Annotated in this window: 16 protein-coding genes; 2 read left to right on the top strand and 14 right to left on the bottom strand. The window is 67.4% G+C overall.

Annotation, left to right across the window (positions count from 1 at the left end; translation table 11 throughout):
* Positions 1-9: 9 nt before the first annotated feature.
* The 13 genes from NQ036_RS12015 to NQ036_RS11955 all read right to left on the bottom strand — a co-directional run bounded on the left by NQ036_RS12015 (position 10) and on the right by NQ036_RS11955 (position 12,788).
* The gene (locus NQ036_RS12015; RefSeq protein ID WP_257059242.1) at positions 10-888 is read right to left on the bottom strand and encodes an AAA family ATPase; all 879 of its coding nucleotides are present in this window, start codon (positions 886-888) and stop codon (positions 10-12) included.
* Positions 889-978: 90 nt separating this feature from the next.
* Complete coding sequence (xerD, locus tag NQ036_RS12010; protein ID WP_257059239.1) at positions 979-1,947, bottom strand: site-specific tyrosine recombinase XerD; 969 nt, start codon at positions 1,945-1,947, stop codon at positions 979-981.
* Positions 1,948-1,958: 11 nt separating this feature from the next.
* On the bottom strand, positions 1,959-2,621 hold the full coding sequence (locus NQ036_RS12005; RefSeq protein ID WP_257059235.1) for an NUDIX hydrolase: 663 nt from the start codon (positions 2,619-2,621) through the stop codon (positions 1,959-1,961).
* A gap of 6 nt (positions 2,622-2,627) precedes the next feature.
* Positions 2,628-4,295: a CTP synthase gene (locus NQ036_RS12000; RefSeq protein ID WP_257059233.1), complete on the bottom strand. Its 1,668-nt coding sequence runs from the start codon at positions 4,293-4,295 to the stop codon at positions 2,628-2,630.
* Positions 4,296-4,312: 17 nt separating this feature from the next.
* Positions 4,313-5,443, bottom strand: a complete 1,131-nt coding sequence (locus NQ036_RS11995) for a glycosyltransferase (RefSeq protein ID WP_257059231.1) — start codon at positions 5,441-5,443, stop codon at positions 4,313-4,315.
* A gap of 110 nt (positions 5,444-5,553) precedes the next feature.
* Positions 5,554-6,471, bottom strand: a complete 918-nt coding sequence (locus NQ036_RS11990; protein ID WP_257059229.1) for a copper transporter — start codon at positions 6,469-6,471, stop codon at positions 5,554-5,556.
* A 13-nt stretch (positions 6,472-6,484) separates the two neighbouring features.
* Complete coding sequence (steA, locus tag NQ036_RS11985) at positions 6,485-7,324, bottom strand: putative cytokinetic ring protein SteA (protein ID WP_257059226.1); 840 nt, start codon at positions 7,322-7,324, stop codon at positions 6,485-6,487.
* A 22-nt stretch (positions 7,325-7,346) separates the two neighbouring features.
* On the bottom strand, positions 7,347-9,041 hold the full coding sequence (gene recN / locus NQ036_RS11980) for a DNA repair protein RecN (protein ID WP_257059224.1): 1,695 nt from the start codon (positions 9,039-9,041) through the stop codon (positions 7,347-7,349).
* Entirely contained in the window at positions 9,038-9,961 is a 924-nt protein-coding gene (locus tag NQ036_RS11975) for an NAD kinase (protein ID WP_257059221.1), read from the bottom strand. The genes recN and NQ036_RS11975 overlap by 4 nt, the downstream gene beginning before the upstream one ends.
* Positions 9,961-10,764, bottom strand: a complete 804-nt coding sequence (locus NQ036_RS11970; protein ID WP_257059219.1) for a TlyA family RNA methyltransferase — start codon at positions 10,762-10,764, stop codon at positions 9,961-9,963. Before NQ036_RS11970 ends, NQ036_RS11975 begins: the two co-directional genes overlap by 1 nt.
* Positions 10,761-10,934, bottom strand: coding sequence for a hypothetical protein (locus NQ036_RS11965; protein ID WP_257059215.1), 174 nt, complete (start codon positions 10,932-10,934; stop codon positions 10,761-10,763). The genes NQ036_RS11970 and NQ036_RS11965 overlap by 4 nt, the downstream gene beginning before the upstream one ends.
* On the bottom strand, positions 10,924-11,946 hold the full coding sequence (locus tag NQ036_RS11960) for an HAD-IIA family hydrolase (protein ID WP_257059202.1): 1,023 nt from the start codon (positions 11,944-11,946) through the stop codon (positions 10,924-10,926). The genes NQ036_RS11965 and NQ036_RS11960 overlap by 11 nt, the downstream gene beginning before the upstream one ends.
* A 44-nt stretch (positions 11,947-11,990) precedes the next feature.
* Positions 11,991-12,788: a hypothetical protein gene (locus NQ036_RS11955; RefSeq protein ID WP_257059199.1), complete on the bottom strand. Its 798-nt coding sequence runs from the start codon at positions 12,786-12,788 to the stop codon at positions 11,991-11,993.
* Positions 12,789-13,016: 228 nt separating this feature from the next.
* Here NQ036_RS11955 and NQ036_RS11950 point away from each other — a divergent pair, with 228 nt between their 5' ends.
* Positions 13,017-14,063, top strand: a complete 1,047-nt coding sequence (locus tag NQ036_RS11950) for a hypothetical protein (RefSeq protein ID WP_257059196.1) — start codon at positions 13,017-13,019, stop codon at positions 14,061-14,063.
* A gap of 235 nt (positions 14,064-14,298) precedes the next feature.
* Here NQ036_RS11950 and NQ036_RS11945 read toward each other — a convergent pair whose 3' ends face one another.
* A complete protein-coding gene (locus NQ036_RS11945; RefSeq protein WP_257059191.1) occupies positions 14,299-15,126 on the bottom strand; it encodes a Sir2 family NAD-dependent protein deacetylase in 828 nt (275 codons plus the stop codon).
* Here NQ036_RS11945 and NQ036_RS11940 point away from each other — a divergent pair.
* Positions 15,115-15,936 (top strand): aldo/keto reductase, encoded by an 822-nt coding sequence (locus tag NQ036_RS11940; RefSeq protein WP_257059188.1) that lies wholly within the window; start codon positions 15,115-15,117, stop codon positions 15,934-15,936. The two genes, NQ036_RS11945 and NQ036_RS11940, sit on opposite strands and share 12 nt — an antisense overlap.
* Positions 15,937-16,285 lie beyond the last annotated feature (349 nt).

The following is a 16,285-nucleotide window of genomic DNA, read 5'->3' as shown; positions in this document are numbered from 1 at the left end:
AGTGGGTGCTCAGGGGGCGCCCCCACGGGAGATGAGTTCCCGGGCCAACCGGCGATAGGCCTCGGCGCCCGCGTGTTTGGGCGCGAATGCGGTGATGGGCTCTGCCGCGACCGAGGCATCGGGGAACTTCACGGTGCGGGCGATCACGGTTTCGAACACCTTGTCCCCGAAGGCCTCGACCACGCGGGCGATGACCTCGCGCGAGTGCAGCGTGCGACCGTCGTACATCGTGGCCAGGATTCCGTCGATTTGCAGGACCGGGTTGAGACGGTCCTGGACCTTCTCGATCGTCTCCACCAACAGTGCGACACCGCGCAGCGCGAAGAACTCCGTCTCCAGGGGGATGATGACGCCGTGCGCCGCGGTCAGCGCATTGACGGTCAACAGGCCCAACGAGGGCTGGCAGTCGATGAGCACCACATCGTATTCCCCCGCCAGTTTCGACAGCGAACGGGCCAGGACCTGTTCGCGGGCGACTTCGCCGACCAGCTGGACCTCTGCGGCGGACAGATCGATATTGGCGGGCAGCACGTCGATGTTCGCATATGCGGTGTGATGGACGACGTCGTGCGGGTCCATCCGCGGTTGCATCAGCATGTTGTACACGCTGAGCTCCAGGGCGTTGGGGTTGATGCCGAAGCCCACAGACAGGGCGCCCTGCGGGTCGAAGTCCACCAACAGGACCCGGCGGCCGTAGTCCGCCAATGCCGCACCCAGGTTGATCGACGAGGTCGTCTTACCGACCCCGCCCTTCTGATTGACCATCGCGATGATCCGCGCCGGACCGTGCTGGCCCAATGGTGTGGGAATGGGGAATTCGGTGATCGGACGACCGGTGGGGCCCAGTTCGGACACCGGCGCGTCGGGTGTTCCATGCTGACTCGTCACTACTCGCCTTCCCTACGACTGTACCTCTACCTTAGCAGCGGCGGGGACCGTGTCGCGCCAGCATATGACAACACAGGTGTGGTACGGGATTCAGCGCGCCCTGGGATGGGTCGAAGCGTATACCTCGCGCAGGTTCGCTGCCGTCACCCGAGTATAGATCTGCGTAGTGGTCACCGAGGCGTGCCCCAATAGTTCCTGCACGATCCGAATATCGGCGCCGCCTTCGAGCAGGTGAGTGGCGAAGGAGTGGCGCAGCGAGTGGGCCGTGACCTCCTGACCCAATCCGGCCAGGTCCGCCGCTCGTTTGACGATGGCCCAGGCCGACTGCCGCGACAGCCGGGTGCCACGCGCATTGCGGAACACCGCGGCGGCATCCGCACCGCCGGCCCCGCCCGCAGGGACCAAGCGGGGCCGCCCACCAACTAGATAGCGTCCCAGCGCCGCTACCGCGTGCGACCCGATGGGAACCAGGCGCTCTTTGTTCCCCTTGCCGTAGAGTCTGACGATTCTGGCATCGAGGTCGAGGTCGTCGAGGTCCACGCCGACGGCCTCCGAGATCCGCGCACCGGTGGCGTAGAGGAATTCCAGCAGGGCAGCCGCGCGCAGCGCCGCGGGCTCTTCGCCGGCGGCCGTCGCCAATAGCGCCTCGACCTGGTCCAGCCGCAGGGCCTTAGGCAGGCGGGAGGTGTCCGCCGGCGGCGTGATCTCGGCACTCGGGTCGCTCGGACAGATGCCCTCGGCGGCCAGGAAGAAGTGGAAGCGGCGCAGGGCGACGATGATGCGGCCGCGGCTGCGCACCGCCAGTCCGGCTGTCGCCAGTTCGGCGCTGAAGGCCCGGATGTGCTCCGCGGTGATCGCCGTGGGTTCGGCGATGCCCTGGGCCGCGAGACTCGCCAGGTAGCGCGCCAGATCGCGCGCGTAGGCGTCCACCGTATTGCGCGTCAGTCCGCGCTCCAAACCGATATGGCTCAGATAGGCCGTCGCGGGCTCCCGCAGACGCGGCGGCAGATCATCCGGCAGGAGTGCCGCGGCATGGCGTGCAGGCGTCCGAGGGCTCATGGCCGCGGACCTCAACCCCGGGGAAGACGGGCGTGGCCGGCTGCCCGGATATGCTCCAGACTGGGCCACGGCGCATCCCCCGGCCGCAAGCCGGCCCAGCCGGCGGCCCTGGCACGTTCGGCGTGCAGGACGGCCAGCTGGCAGGTGGCGTTGAGAATGCCGCCGGCGCTCACGGCCGCGGCGGCCTCGGATAGATCGACCCAGCGTTTCTCAATGCCGAGTTCCTCGTCCTCGCGTGCGTGCTGCTGTGCCCGGGGCACCGCGGACAGGCCGCGGGCCAGGAAGATCCGCAGGACTTCCGAGGAGCTCCCGGGGGTGGTGTACTGGTCTGCCAACACCGACCATTCGGCGGCGCGCAGGTCCGCTTCCTCGTAGAGCTCGCGGGCGGCCGCCGGTTGGCCCGACTCGCCTGCCTGATCGAGCAGGCCGGCGGGGATCTCCCATTCCCTGGCCAGCACCGGGTGGCGGTACTGCCGGATCAGCAGGATCCGGTCCTGGGAATCCACCGCGGCGATCGCCACGGCCGAGGTGTGCGCGGTGAACTCCCTGCGCATCGGCCGCGGGGCCTCGGGCAGGGTGAAGGTCTCCGAGCGGATATCCCAGATGACGCCTGGATAGGCGATCCGGGATTCCACCACGGGAGCGGCTTCGAGCTCATCGTGCAACTCGGTCATTGCGACTCAGGCCCCTTTCTGCTCCAGCCCGGCCTTGACCAGACCCGCGAACAGCGGGTGCGGGCGGGTCGGCCGGCTGCGCAGTTCGGGGTGCGCCTGAGTGGAGACGTAATAGGGGTGCGATTCCTTGGGCAGCTCGACGAACTCCACCAGTTCATCCGAAGGCGAGGTGCCGGAAATCCGCAGGCCCGCGGCCTCGAGGCGGTCGCGGTAGGCGTTGTTAACCTCGTACCGGTGCCGGTGGCGTTCGTGCACGCTGGTGGATCCGTAGACCTCGGCGACGATGGAGTCCTCCGCCAGCTTGGCCTCGTAGAGGCCCAGCCGCATGGTCCCGCCCAAGTCCCCTTCACCGGAGACGTAGGACTGCTGTTCCTCCATCGTGGCGATGACCGGTTCGGCCGTCTCCGGATCGAACTCCGTCGAGGAAGCGCCCTCGATGCCCAGTACGTCACGGGCGTATTCGATCACCATGCACTGCAGGCCCAGGCACAGGCCCAGAGTCGGCACCTGGTGTTCGCGGGCGAACTGCAGGGCGCCCAGCTTGCCCTCGATGCCACGGATGCCGAAGCCGCCTGGCACGCAGATCGCGTCCACGTCGCTCAACGCCTCCGCCGCGCCTTCTGGGGTCCGGCACGTATCGGAGGCGATCCACTTGATGGAGACCTTCGCATCATTGGCGAAACCGCCGTGGCGCAGCGCCTCGGTCACCGACAGGTAGGCGTCGGGCAGGTCGATGTACTTGCCGACCAGGCCCACCGTCAGGTGGTGCTTGGGGAAGTGCACACGTTCGAGCACCCGGTCCCACTGCTCCCAGTCGACATCGCGGAAGGGCAGGTTGAGCTTGCGGATCGCATAGACGTCCAGGCCGCCATTGTGCAGGACCTTCGGGATGTCGTAGATGCTGGGCGCGTCGACACAGGAGACCACCGCGTCCAGATCGACGTCGCAGGAGCCGGCGATCTTCGCCCGGATGCTGTCGGGCAGTTCCCGATCGGAGCGCAGCACGATCGCATCGGGGGTGATGCCGATCGAGCGCAGGGCCGCCACCGAGTGCTGGGTCGGCTTGGTCTTCAGCTCTCCCGAGGGCGCGATGTAGGGCACCAGGCTGACGTGGATGAAGAACACGTTCTCCCGGCCCAGGTCCATGCGGACCTGGCGGGCGGCCTCCAGGAAGGGCTGCGATTCGATATCGCCGACGGTGCCGCCGATCTCCGTGATGATCACATCGGGGGTGTTCCCGTCCTCCCGGTTGGCCTGGGCCCGCATCCGCGACTTGATCTCATCGGTGATGTGCGGGATGACCTGCACGGTGTCGCCCAGGTAGGCGCCGCGCCGCTCCTTGGCGATGACCGTGGAGTAGACCTGACCGGTGGTGACGTTCGCGCCACCGTCCAGATTGATGTCGAGGAAACGTTCATAGTGCCCGATGTCCAGATCGGTCTCCGCGCCGTCGTCGGTGACGAAGACCTCACCGTGCTGGAACGGGTTCATGGTGCCGGGGTCCACGTTGAGGTAGGGATCCAGTTTCTGCATGACGACCTTGATGCCCCGCTGGCGCAACAGGTGGCCCAGAGATGATGCCGTCAGGCCCTTACCCAGGGAGGAGACGACCCCGCCGGTAACGAAGATGTGACGCACAGGCGTCTGGCCGTTGTTTGAGATTCGATTTACCACGGGATTCAATCCTATCGTCAGCGGACCCCGGCCTCAAGGGCCAGGGTGTAGTCGGCTTCAACACGAGCGGGGATCTGCGCCACATCCGTGGTCGCCAGCACCCGGTCCGCTGCGGCGAAGGCCATCTGCGTGCGGATCGTGGGACGGTCCGCGTAGAACTCGATTCCGTGCAGCAGCGCACTGGTGTCGGTGGCCGGGACGCGCACCGCGGTCTGGCCGTAAGCCGCCGCCTCTTCGTCGGCGCCGACGAAGACGACGGGGCGGCGCAGCTGCATGACGCCCGCGGCGTCCACCGTTGACATCTGCGCGGCCGCCACCACGACCTCGGCCGCGGCCAGCACGTCGACCACCTGCGAGGGCGAGGCAACATACACGTGCTCGGCCCTGCCGGCGATCTCGGTCTCCAGAGTGGTGCGGGCCGGGCCCGTGCCGGTGAAGACGAACGCCCAGCGACGATCGGCACGGGCGGCGGGCAGACGCAGCGCGGCCTCCGCGATCGTCGTCAGCACATCCCCGTCGACCAGGGCCACGGGGCTGGCGACCAACACCACATCGGAGGCGATCCCCAGCTGCTTGCGCACAGTCCGCGAAGAATGGGCCGGCGCCAGGTTGCGAATCACGTCGGGGCGGGCCAACGGTGCCCTGGCCGCCTCCGGCACGGCTGCGGCAAACTCCTCGACCACAGCGGCGTTGGAACCCAGCACACGGGTCGCGGTGCGTCCGATGAACTTGCGCTGTGAAGCCGAGAACCGGTCGGATCCGCGTTCATTGCCCACGGTGTCCACGATGACCGGGCGCAGGGACTTCGGCAGGCCGGTCAGCCCCAGGCCCGCCAGTGCCGCGGCGTGCAGGCCATGTGCGTGTACCAGGTCGATGTGCCGGTAGAGCTTGTGCAGGGCGAAGGCCGCCTTCGGATCGGCCGGGTGGGCCTGGCCGTAAATCGGCAGTTCGATCAGCCGCAGGGTGCCCGATTCGATCAGCCCGAGGGCGTCGAGCACTTCGGGGCGGGCCGCAACGGCCACGTGCAGTCCCTGTGCCGCCTGTGCCGAAATCGCAATGAGGGCGGATTCCGCGAAGACCGAATCGGACTCCGTGAGGATGTGCAGGATCCGGGTGGACCTGGCAAGCTCGATTTCGGTTTCGGACACGGGAGTTCCCTTCGACGCAGTTGCTTTGTCGCCCATTCTAGTCCGCGGCCGGCCGGGCCCGGCCGGTCGGTCCGACCCCGAGTCCGCGGCAGGGCACCTCGCTGTTGCGGTCAGCGGCTGAAGCCCGGTGCCAGGCGGGAAGCCTGCGCGCCGAATCCATATGCTCCGGCGCGGCCGCCGCCGAGCAGATCGGCCAGTGCCAGAGTCGCGATCACCGGACCTGTGGCCTGTTCGAGCGAATCGACTGTGGTCAACTGCTGTGCCCGGCTGCGCAGGGTGGCCAACTGGCCGTCCTGATCGCCACGTTCGGGCGCGGCGGCTGCGCTGGGCAGCAGTCCGGCGACGTCGACGCTGAGATCGGCACCGTCGCCCATGTCGAGCGCTGCCGAGTCCCCATCGGGTCCCGTCGCGTCCTGCTGTGGCAGCACCACCAGCGCACCATTGGCCTTCACCGTGTCGCCGGCGCGGATGATGCCGGAGTCCCCCAGGGCCTTCTGCAGCCCCGCGGCCTTCTCCGCATCGAGTGACTTGGCGCTGCCCGAACCGAAGCCCACGGCCTTGGCCATCGCCAGGGGCACCGCCTGCGCCGCGTCGTCCGGCAGGGTCGAATCGATGGTGTGCAGCTGCTCGGTCAAGTCCGTCGCCGCCTGTTCGTCGAGTGTCTTGTCCGTCAGGGTCATCGCCTGAACCACCTTGGCCCCTGCCTCGCCCAGCCGGTTCTCCAGCGCATCGACGAGCTTGGAATCGACACCCTGGGTACGCACCAGCGCGATGGTCTTGCCCTTGAGCGAGCCCTTGAGCAGGCGTGGGGCCGCGGCGATGATGAAGTCTGAATCGTCTTTCAGGTGCGCGTCCTTGACCTCTCCCTCCTGCCGCAGTTTGTCGCGATCGGTGCGCAGGGAGTCGACCTGGCTCTGCAGGGAGTCCCCGATGGGCGCCTTGAGGGGGCCGGCGCCCAGCACGATGCCCACAGCCAGGGCCATGAATACGGAGACGAGTGAGACGAGGTGGTAGCGGAAATCAACCAAGACTGTTTCTCCCTTAGAGACGCACGAGGGGCAGCGCGCTCAGCGCCGCGGTGGAGGTGCCGGTGAAAAGCGAACGGATCCATCCGAACAAGCCGTCGAACTGCGCGCCGATAAGGCCCAGGACGGTCTGTCCGGCGGTCGTCACGGCCAGTGCCGCCAACAGGGCGAGGAGGCCCGCGACGAGCAGGAATACAAGGGGCCAGACGCCGATGCGCCGGTGGTAGATCAGGCCCAGCCCCTTGGCGTCGATGAGTTTCGCGCTCACCCGCATGCGCGTCAACAGGGTCGAGGCGATATCGCGGCGCTCCTGTTTGAGCAGTTCGGTGGCGGTGTCGTTCGAGCCCACCGCGACGATCAGCTGGGCGCCCAGGCCGTCGGCGATGACGAAGGCGGCGTCCTCGTCGTTGCCGCGCAGTTCGAAGGTCGTGTACGACAGGTCCAGGTGGTCGAGCCGGGCCGCTCCGTTTCCGGGGTGCTCTGGCGTTGAGTGAATGACCAGTTGGGCGCCGGTGACGATCGCGGACTCCCCGGGAGCGTCCAGATTGCCGACGATCAGGTCGGGTTTGTAACCCAGCTCGACCAGGGCATCGGCGCCACCGCCGACGCCTACCAGGACCGGTTTGTACTCGCGGATGTAGTTGCCCAGCATCGCCAGGTCTTCCTTGTAGTGACTGCCCTGGGAGACGATCAGGAAGTGGCGGTCCGTACCCTCGACCGAAAGCTCCGGCGGCAGGGGGATGTCACGGTCGAGGATGGCCGCGATGTCATCAGTCGTCTCGGTCACTGCCTGGGAGAATTCGGCGACGGCGTCGTCGAATTCCGCGCTCCGGCGGTTTGTCTCTTGCTCCGTCATGATTGCTCTATTCTGTCACGCATTAGAAGGCCGCCTTACCCTCTTCGGCCTGCGATATGAGCTCTACCACATGTGCCTGGGCCGCCTGTGACTCGCTCATCCCGCCCAGCATCCTGGCCAGTTCCGCCTCACGTTCGGCCCCGTCGAGCCGGGTGATCCCGGAAACCGCGCCGTCCTCGCCGTCCTCCTTGCGCACGGTGATGTGGTTGTCGGCCCAGGCCGCGACCTGCGCCAGATGGGTGACGACTATCACCTGGCGGCCCACGGACAGCCGGGCCAGTCGGCGGCCGATCTCGATCGCGGCCGCGCCGCCGACACCCGCATCGACCTCGTCGAAGACGAAGGTCGGGAAGTGCACTCTGCGCGCGGTGACGACCTCGATCGCCAACATCACCCGCGAGAGCTCGCCACCGGAGGCCAGCCGGCCGATCTCACCGGGGGCCTGGGCCTCGTGGGCGGTGAACCACAGGTTGATCTGGTCGGCTCCGTGTGCCGCCGGTTCGCAGGGTTCGACCGCGAAACCGACCTTCGCCTTCGGCATGGACAGTGCCCGCAATTCCTCCGACACAGAGACGGAGAACTCCCCTGCGGCCTTCACCCGGGCCTCGTGCAGAGAATCCGCGGCATTTCGCAGGGCCTCCTCCGCCGCGCTCAGGCGTTCCTGCATGAGCCCGAGGCGCTCATCGCCCCCGCGCAGGTCCAACAGTTCGCGGCCAGCCCGCTCCTCGAACTCCAGAACCGCCTCGACGTCGGGGCCGTAGGCTGCCAGGGATCCCAGTTGTGCCCGGCGTTCCTCCGTTTCCTGCAGGGACGCGCCCTCCAAGTCGTCGAAGCCCTGGAGGTAGGCGCTGAGTTCCGCGCCCAGGTCGGCGGCCCGAATCGACAGATCGGTGGCCTGGGCCGCCGGTTCGCCCAGGGCCTCGTCATCGGCGGCAGCCCGTTCCAGGTCGGCGGCGACACGTCCGAGTAGGTCGGAGACGTTCTCCGTTTCGGCGAAGTCGTCGCCCACCAGAGACGCGTGGGCCGTTCCGACCGACTGTTTGAGGGATTCCGCCGCTGCGAGCTTGGCCGCCAGAGCTTTGAGCTCGGCGTCCTCGCCAGGGGCCGGGCGCACCGCGTCGATGGCCTCGAGGGCGGACTCCAGGAAGTTGATGCGCCCGGCGCGTTCGACCGAGGTCTCTCGCAGGCGTTCGTCCTCGGCCCGCAGATCCCGCCACCGGGCATAGGCGGCACGGTAATCCGCGAGCAGCCCGGCAAGTTCCCGCCCGCCGAAGCCGTCGAGCAGTTCGCGCTGCCGGGCCGTGGACTTCAGCCGCAGCTGTTCGGTCTGGCCATGCATGCTGACCAGTTCCTGGCCCACTTCGGCCAGTACCCCCATCGGCACCGTGCGTCCTCCCGCGGTGGCCCTGCCCCGGCCCCCCGGCACGATCTGGCGGCTGACGATCAACTCGTCGTCGGCCTCGCCGCCGGCGTCGGCGACCCGCTCCCGCACCGAGTCCATCCCGGTGATGTCGAAGACACCCTCGACGACGGCGCGCTTCGCCCCTGCCCGCACAGCATGCGAGTCGGCCCGCCCGCCGATCAGCAGGCCCAGCGCGGTGACGAACATCGTCTTGCCGGCACCGGTCTCCCCCGTGACCACCGTCAGGCCCGGGCCCACCTCGACCTCGGTGTGGGTGATGACGCCCAGGTTGTCGATCCCCAGTGACTGGATCATGCCGCGTCCTGGGGCCCACGCCAGCCGGCGACGGGCAGTTGGAACTTGGCGACCAATCGATCGGTGAACGGTCCCAGGTTCAACCGGGCGAAGTGCACGGGGGCCGCGGAGCGGACCGCCTCGAGCCTGCTGCCCGGCGGCACATCGAAGGTGTGTGTACCATCGCACCACAGGCTGGCCCGAACCGCCGGGCGCCGATCGAGGTATTCAACGCCCAGCCGCGACGACGGCGATACGACCAGCGGTTTGGCGAACAACGCGTGGGCGCTGATCGGCACCATGAGCAGCGCCTCGACCTCCGGCCATACGATCGGCCCGCCGGCGGAGAATGCGTAGGCCGTCGAACCCGTCGGCGTGGCCAGGATGACGCCATCACAGCCGAAGGACGACACGGGGCGGGCGTCGACGCCGACGACCACCTCGATCATGGCGGTCTCCCGGTTCTTCTCCAAAGTGACCTCGTTGAGTGCCCAGTCCTGGTGGATCACCTCGTCGCCGTGACTGACCGTGATGTCCACGGCCATCCGCGCCTCTACGGTGTATTCGCGGTTCGCAGCCCGGTGCACCGCCGTTTTGAGATCCTTGCGCTCCGACTCGGCCAGGAAGCCGATGTGTCCCAGGTTGATGCCCATGATCGGAACCTGCGAGGCATGAAAGTGGCGGGCGGCGCGCAACATGGTGCCATCCCCGCCGAGCACCATGACGAGTTCCGAATCGCCGTGTGTGCCCGACATGTAATCGTCGGGGACCACATGGATGTGGGTGTCGATTGGGCCGGTGTAGCTGATCAGGGCCGCGTGCTCGCCGGCCAACATGACCGGTGTGATGCCTTCGCGTTGAAGCATCGTCGCTACGGTCAGAGCCGCTCTGCGGGCCGCCTCCCGATGCGGGTGCAGGGCCAATACGATGCTGCGATCCACTATCCCTCCTTCACGATGGCGCTGGCTATGCGCGCGGGTTCCTCACCCTGCGATCCTAGTGAATGAGGTGCCACTAGGAGAAAATACTCCCTATTCCCCGCAGGCCCCGGCAGCGGCGAGTGTGCCCATCCGGCCACCGCACCACCGGCTGTGCACACGGCTTCGGCCACCTGTGCCACGGCCTGGGCGCGCCGCCGCGGGTCGGTCACCACGCCGTGTTTGTCCAGGGCGCCCCGCCCGGCCTCGAACTGCGGTTTGACCATGAGCACCATCCGGCCTTCGGCGGCCAGGACGCCCAGCAGTGGGGCGATCAGCAGAGTCAGGGAGATGAAGGAGACATCGGCGCAGATCAGGTCCACCGGCTGATCCGCGCCCAACCAGTCCGGTGTCATTTCGCGCAGGTTGTGACCGGAGAGTTCGTGCACGCGCGCATCGGCGCGCAGTATGGGGTGCAGCTGATCGTGCCCGACGTCGACCGCGTGGACCAGGCGGGCCCCGTGGTGCAGGAGCACCTGGGTGAAGCCACCTGTCGAAGCGCCGGCGTCCAGGCAGATCCGTCCGGCGATCCGGGGGCGCAGGTCGAAGGCGTCGATCGCGCCCAACAGTTTGTGCGCGCTGCGGGCCACCCAGGGGTCCTCGGCCAGCAGTTCGATCCGGCTCGTTCCGTCGACGCGGTGCGCCGGTTTGACTATCCGGCTGCCGTCGACGAGCACATTGCCGGCGGCGATTTCCCGCGCTGCGCGATTGCGCGAGGTGCTCAGTCCGCGCTCGACCAGGGCCGAGTCGAGTCTGAGACCGCTCACAGCTCTCTCAGCTCCGCTTCCAGACGATCCATCAGCCCATGGGCGCCGCGCACCAGTGCCCTGGGGTCCTGGGGCACGGCCAGCTCGGCGAGTTCGGTCCGCCAGGGCCCCAAGCCGGCGGAGTCCCGGTCGGTGGGTTCCGTCTGGGTCCGCATGTGGTCATTCGTCATGAAGCTCCTCCCCTGTGAAGCGCCGGGGCAGGTTACCCGGATCCAGTGGCAGCCCACCGCGTGCTCGACTCAGGGCCAGGGCCGCCTGCACAGCACCCTCGGCCGGTCCCAGCGCTTCGATCCGACCGGCAACCAGCCGGGCGCTGGAACTGCCGCAGGCCGCCGCGTCGCCGGACACCTCGACTGCGGGCAGGGGGCGCAGCAGGTCCCGCAGGTCCGCCACGATTCTATCGGGCTGCTGTTCCGCCGGCGCCTGCAGCGCGGCGTGCACGTCGTCGATGCCAGTGAGCACCAGAACGCTCAGACAGCCGGCTGCCCGACCTGCTGCGATATCCGTCGAACATCTGTCCCCGACCATGACCGGGCGCACTGCGCGGTATTCGGAGATGACCTGCTGCGGTAGGACGGGCGCGGGTTTTCCCGCGATCCGCGCCGGCACCCCGGTGAACCGTTCGACGATATCGACGAAGGTCCCGTTGCCCGGATAAACGCCATGTTCACCCGGTACCGAGGGGTCGGGGTTCGTCGCCCAGAAGCCCGCCCCAGCGCGTACGCACGAAATCGCCGCGCGCAGGTCCCCGGCGCGCAGTTGCGCGCTATACCCCATGGCGATCGCCGCCGGCGGTTGCTCCAAGAGCCGCGCCTCCGACGGCAGGTCCTCCGGCTGTACGGCCCGCAGCCCGGCCCGGTCCACGGCCTCGGCCAGAGCCGGGGCACCGAATACGGCAACCGGGTCCCCCACCGGAAGGCGCTGGGCCAGGGCCTGCGCCACGGCCTGGGCCGAGGTGCGCACCTGGGCCGGGTGCACGGGCACGCCGTACTCCGCGATCTGCTCGGCCACCGTCTCCGGAGACCTCGAGGCGTTATTCGTCAGGAACGCATAGGGCAGACCGCGACGGGCGAAGTCGCGCAATGCCGGTACGGCTCCCACGACGGCGCGACTGCCGTGGTAGACGACCCCGTCGAGGTCGAGCATGACCAGGTCGGGTTCGAGGGCAGAGCGGGTGATCACCTGTGTTTCAACTCCGTACGTTCGGGGCCGGGGCCCTAAGGGAATCAGTCCTCGGCCAGTCCGGCCTCGCGCAGGATCTCGTCGACCTCGTCCTCGACTTCCTGGGCGAAGGAGGGTGAAGGCGAGGCGGATTCGGAGGCGGCGGGCTGGGAGCCGGACTGCTCCACTTCGACAATGGCTTCCGGCTGCGCGGGCTCGTCCGTGGTCGACTCCGCATCGACCGTCTCCTCGACCTGAGCCTGGCCCTGATCTTGCTGCGCGGGTTCGGACTGCACGGCCTCGGCATCCGTGTCCTGCCGGCCCGCGGACTCGTCTTCGGCCGGTGCGAGCTCCGCTGCTTCCTCTTCATCTGGCTCTTCTTCGACGGTGAAGATCTCGACACCCTCGTTCGGGTCGATCTCCTCATCGCCGAAGACGACCTCATTGGACTTAGCAGTACGGCGGGCCAGCTCCTCGTACTTATCGGCCAGTTCGCGTTCACCGGTCATGCGCAGCAGATCACTGTAGGCCGACAGCAGGCGCACGATGGCAGCCGGCTTGTGACCGGTGAACCCCTGGGCCTCGATCAGGTCCCTGGCACCCTGCATGTTCCCGGCATCGGTGTGCGCGCCGGCGGCAACGATCACACATTCCACCCATTCCTCATCACCGAGTGTGGAACGGTCGATCTCCTCGAACAGTTCAAGGGCCTTCGCCGGATTCTTCCGTCCGCGTTCGCAGTCGAGGATCAGGGCCAGATTGTCATTGGATCCGGTGATCCGACGGTGCGTGCGCAGTTCTCGTAGCGCGGTGTCGTAATCATCGAGTTCATAGGCGACCAGGCCCAGAGCTTCGCGGACCACGCCGATCCGCCCCGCACGGTTGACCGCCGCCTGCGCGAATTCCCGCGCGGCCTCGGGGTCACTGTCGATGAGCCGACCGGCGGCGACCAGTTGCCGTGCAACGACCTCGGCATTCTCCTTGGCCAGCGGGCGCAGCTGTGAGCGGACCTCGCCGGAGAGCTCACGACCGGTGATGTCCTCGGGCAGGGCCGGCTCAATGCGCTTGGGCTTGTGCGGACGGTCCTCGAAGTGCTTCTTGTCCCCACGCTTCCAGTCATCACGGTTGCGCGGCCCGTCCGAACGGGGACCGCGGTCCTTGAAATCCCGGCCCCGCCGGTCATCGCGTCGGTCCTGGTTGCCGCGGTCGAATCGACCGTCGTGCTTGCGCCGGTCGTCGAACCGACGACCCTCGCCGCCGTTACCGCGCCGGTCATCCCGGAATCCGCGACGGTCATCGCCGCGGTCGTGCTGATTGTTGCGGCGGTCATCGAACCGCCGGTCGTCCCCGCGACCGCGGTAATCGCGGTCATTGCCGCGCCGGTCGTCGAAACGGCGATCATTGCCTCGGCGATCGTCATGGCGCCGATCATCGTGCCTGCGATCGCCGTCGAAGCGACGCGGTCCACGGTCAGAGCCGTTACGGCGGTCGCCGCGGAAGTCGTCGCGGCGTTCGAAGCCCTCACGCTTGTTCCGACGGTCGTCGAAGCGGCGATCGCCGTCGAAACGGGACCGATCGTCACGCCGCCGGTCGCCACCACGGCGGTCGTCGAAGCGCTCATTACGCCGGTCCGCGCCATTGCGCCGGTCGTCGCGCTGGAATCGAGTATCGCGACGGTCACCGTCGCGACGATTATCGCGCCGATCGTCTCGGCGGTCGCCGGAGAACCCGCGGCCCCCACCACGACGGTCGTCACGCCTGTCACCGGAGAACTTCCGATCACGGTCGAAACGGCGTTCTTCACCGCCGCTGTTCCTCTGATCGGTGCGCCGATCATCCGAGCGGTAGCCGCCGCGCTTGTCATCACGGTAACCGCCGTTGTCACGCGCCGTCCCGAATCCGCGATCATCACGCCTTTGGGAGCCCCGGCGATCGAAATCGCGGCGTCCTTCAGCACGACCTTCCGAACCGCCGCGCCTATTGTCCGAGTAGCGACGCCCGTCACCGGACGGACGGCCGTCCCGGCGATCCCGCCTGTCCTCACCCCGCCGGTCGAACGAGCGATCTCCCCGGTTATCGGAACGGTTGTACTTCTTCGGGCCGTCACCGCGGCGCTGACCCCGGCCCCTGTTCTGTGATTGTCCGTCTCCGTATGACCGGCGATCGTCTGACTTCGGCACGCTACTCCCTATTGGACTGCTGACTTCCCGTTGTCCCTGCGGCCCTTGGGGAGCTAATGCTCGCGGACCCGAACCCGGGTTCTACCTATTCTAGTTGCTCCGAGCCCGCCTGCCCTCACCCGAACCCGGCCTATTCCCCCGATGTGGCCAATTCCACCGCGGAGCTCGACAGGACGGTCCACACTCGGGACCACTACTGCGAAGCGGACAGCAGGCCGGCCAGCTCGGTCTGGACATTGCCACGAACCACGGTCGAGACAAGGAAGTCGTAGGGCGTCGCCTGAGCATTGACGATGACGGTTCGGGCTCCGGCTCGGACGGCAGTCGGGACAAGCTCGGCGATCGGCGCCACTGTAAGTGATGTGCCCAGTGCCAAGAGCACGCTGCATCCGGCGGCCAGCTCGAAGGCCCGATCCACCACCGCGGCGTCGAGGGCCTCGCCGAATAGAATGGTGCGGGCTCTGACAATACCTCCGCACTCCGGGCAGCGGGGATCAGCGGAACCCGCGCGAACGCGAATGACCATGTCCATCATCTCGCCGGTTGCAGCACAGGATTCGCAGCGCCAGCGCCGGAGGCTGCCGTGAACTTCGATGATCCGATCAGCCGGGACGCCGGCCAGTTGGTGAAGGCCATCGGTATTCTGTGTGATGACCACGGCGCGGGGATCACGGACGAGTTCAGAGGCGATCGCGCGATGAACGGCGGTCGGTGCCGCCTTCCACACAGGCGAGGCCGCAATACGCTGCCAGGCGGCCCGCCGCACGGCCTCGTCCGATAAATAAAGCGACAGGGTCGAAGTCCGCTCAGCATCGGGATCACACGTCCACACCCCGGCGGGACCACGGAAATCGGGAATGCCCGCGGCCGTGCTGATACCAGCACCGGTGAAGAAGACGACACTCGGTGAACTTGTTCCTGGGCCGGGTCCTGCAGTGGACCCGGACGAATCTACGGCCACCTGTCTAGGATAGACGTAGAACCGGATCCTAGCGAAAGGACGAAGCGCATGCGGGCTCATGACGGCCTAGAACTACCGGAGATCGGACTCGGAACATACAACCTGCGAGGCAGCCAAGGCGCCCGCGCAGTGATCTCGGCGTTGGAGAACGGGTACCGCCTTCTCGACTCGGCGTTCAACTACGAGAACGAGGGCGCGATCGGACGCGCCATCCGTGCCAGCCAGGTACCACGCGACCAGATCATCGTGACCTCGAAACTCCCCGGGCGCCACCATGCGCGGGACCAGGTGGAGTATACCGTCGAGGAATCGGTCATGCGCACGGGCTTGGACCACATCGACCTTTACCTGATTCACTGGCCCAACCCGCTCGAAGACCTCTACGTCCAGGCTTGGCAAGGGCTCATCAGCGCGCAGGAACGCGGGCTCGTCAAGCACATCGGAGTCTCCAACTTCCTGCCAGAACACATCGAGCGGCTACAACGTGAAACGGGCGTGCTGCCCGCAGTCAATCAGATCGAGCTGCATCCGTACTTTCCCCAGGTCGACGAGCTGCAGTGGAACGCCGACCACGGAATCATCACAGAGGCGTGGTCACCGGTCGGGCGGGGCAATGACGTCACCTCCGCGGCGCCCGTACTCGCCGCCGCCGGCGCCCACGGAGTCACGCCCACACAGGTACTCCTGGCCTGGCATCTGGCGATAGGGTCACTGCCCCTCCCGAAGTCGGCCAACTCCTCGCGCCAAGCGGAGAATCTCGCAGCCGCACAAGTCGAGCTCACTCCGGCAGAGGTAGAAGCGATCACCGCACTGGGCCGGCCCGACGGCCGGCTGAGGGATCAGGACCCCCGCCGCTATCAGGAGTTCTGAACCTCCGCCTCTGCTGGTGGTGGCTCCACACGTGCACCGGTGGCAGCAAAACCCACGAGTTTTGCTGCCACGCACGCATGTGTGGAGCCACTCCCCCTGGGCACTCCCAACCAGCCACTCCCACAGAAGTGACCCCGACACCAAACCGGGCAAACACACAGCCGGGCGGACGGGTCCACACACCCGCCCGTGAATGCACTGATGGCCCCCTGGCGAGCACACCCACACGGGGTGGCTACAAGCCAGAAGACCATCAGATATTAAATTAATTGCGGCGGTGACCTACTCTCCCACACACTCCCGCATGCAGTACCATCAGCGCAATCGGGCTTAGCTTCCGGGTTCGGAA

Origin of the sequence: Brevibacterium sp. 91QC2O2 (assembly GCF_024580695.1) — a bacterium.
In the GTDB taxonomy this organism is placed as follows: Bacteria; Actinomycetota; Actinomycetes; order Actinomycetales; family Brevibacteriaceae; genus Brevibacterium; species Brevibacterium moorei.
Note: the sequence above shows the minus strand (reverse complement) of the source record. Positions and strands in the feature narration are given on the sequence as shown.

What these genes read in the sequence shown, in the direction of transcription:
- xerD (WP_257059239.1), bottom strand. Translation starts at nt 1,947, where the DNA reads ATGAGCCCTCGGACGCCTGCACGCCATGCCGCGGCACTCCTGCCGGAT.
- NQ036_RS12005 (WP_257059235.1), bottom strand. Translation starts at nt 2,621, where the DNA reads ATGACCGAGTTGCACGATGAGCTCGAAGCCGCTCCCGTGGTGGAATCC.
- steA (WP_257059226.1), bottom strand. Translation starts at nt 7,324, where the DNA reads ATGACGGAGCAAGAGACAAACCGCCGGAGCGCGGAATTCGACGACGCC.
- recN (WP_257059224.1), bottom strand. Translation starts at nt 9,041, where the DNA reads ATGATCCAGTCACTGGGGATCGACAACCTGGGCGTCATCACCCACACC.
- NQ036_RS11965 (WP_257059215.1), bottom strand. Translation starts at nt 10,934, where the DNA reads ATGACGAATGACCACATGCGGACCCAGACGGAACCCACCGACCGGGAC.
- NQ036_RS11940 (WP_257059188.1), top strand. Translation starts at nt 15,115, where the DNA reads ATGCGGGCTCATGACGGCCTAGAACTACCGGAGATCGGACTCGGAACA.
- NQ036_RS11945 (WP_257059191.1), bottom strand. Translation starts at nt 15,126, where the DNA reads ATGAGCCCGCATGCGCTTCGTCCTTTCGCTAGGATCCGGTTCTACGTC.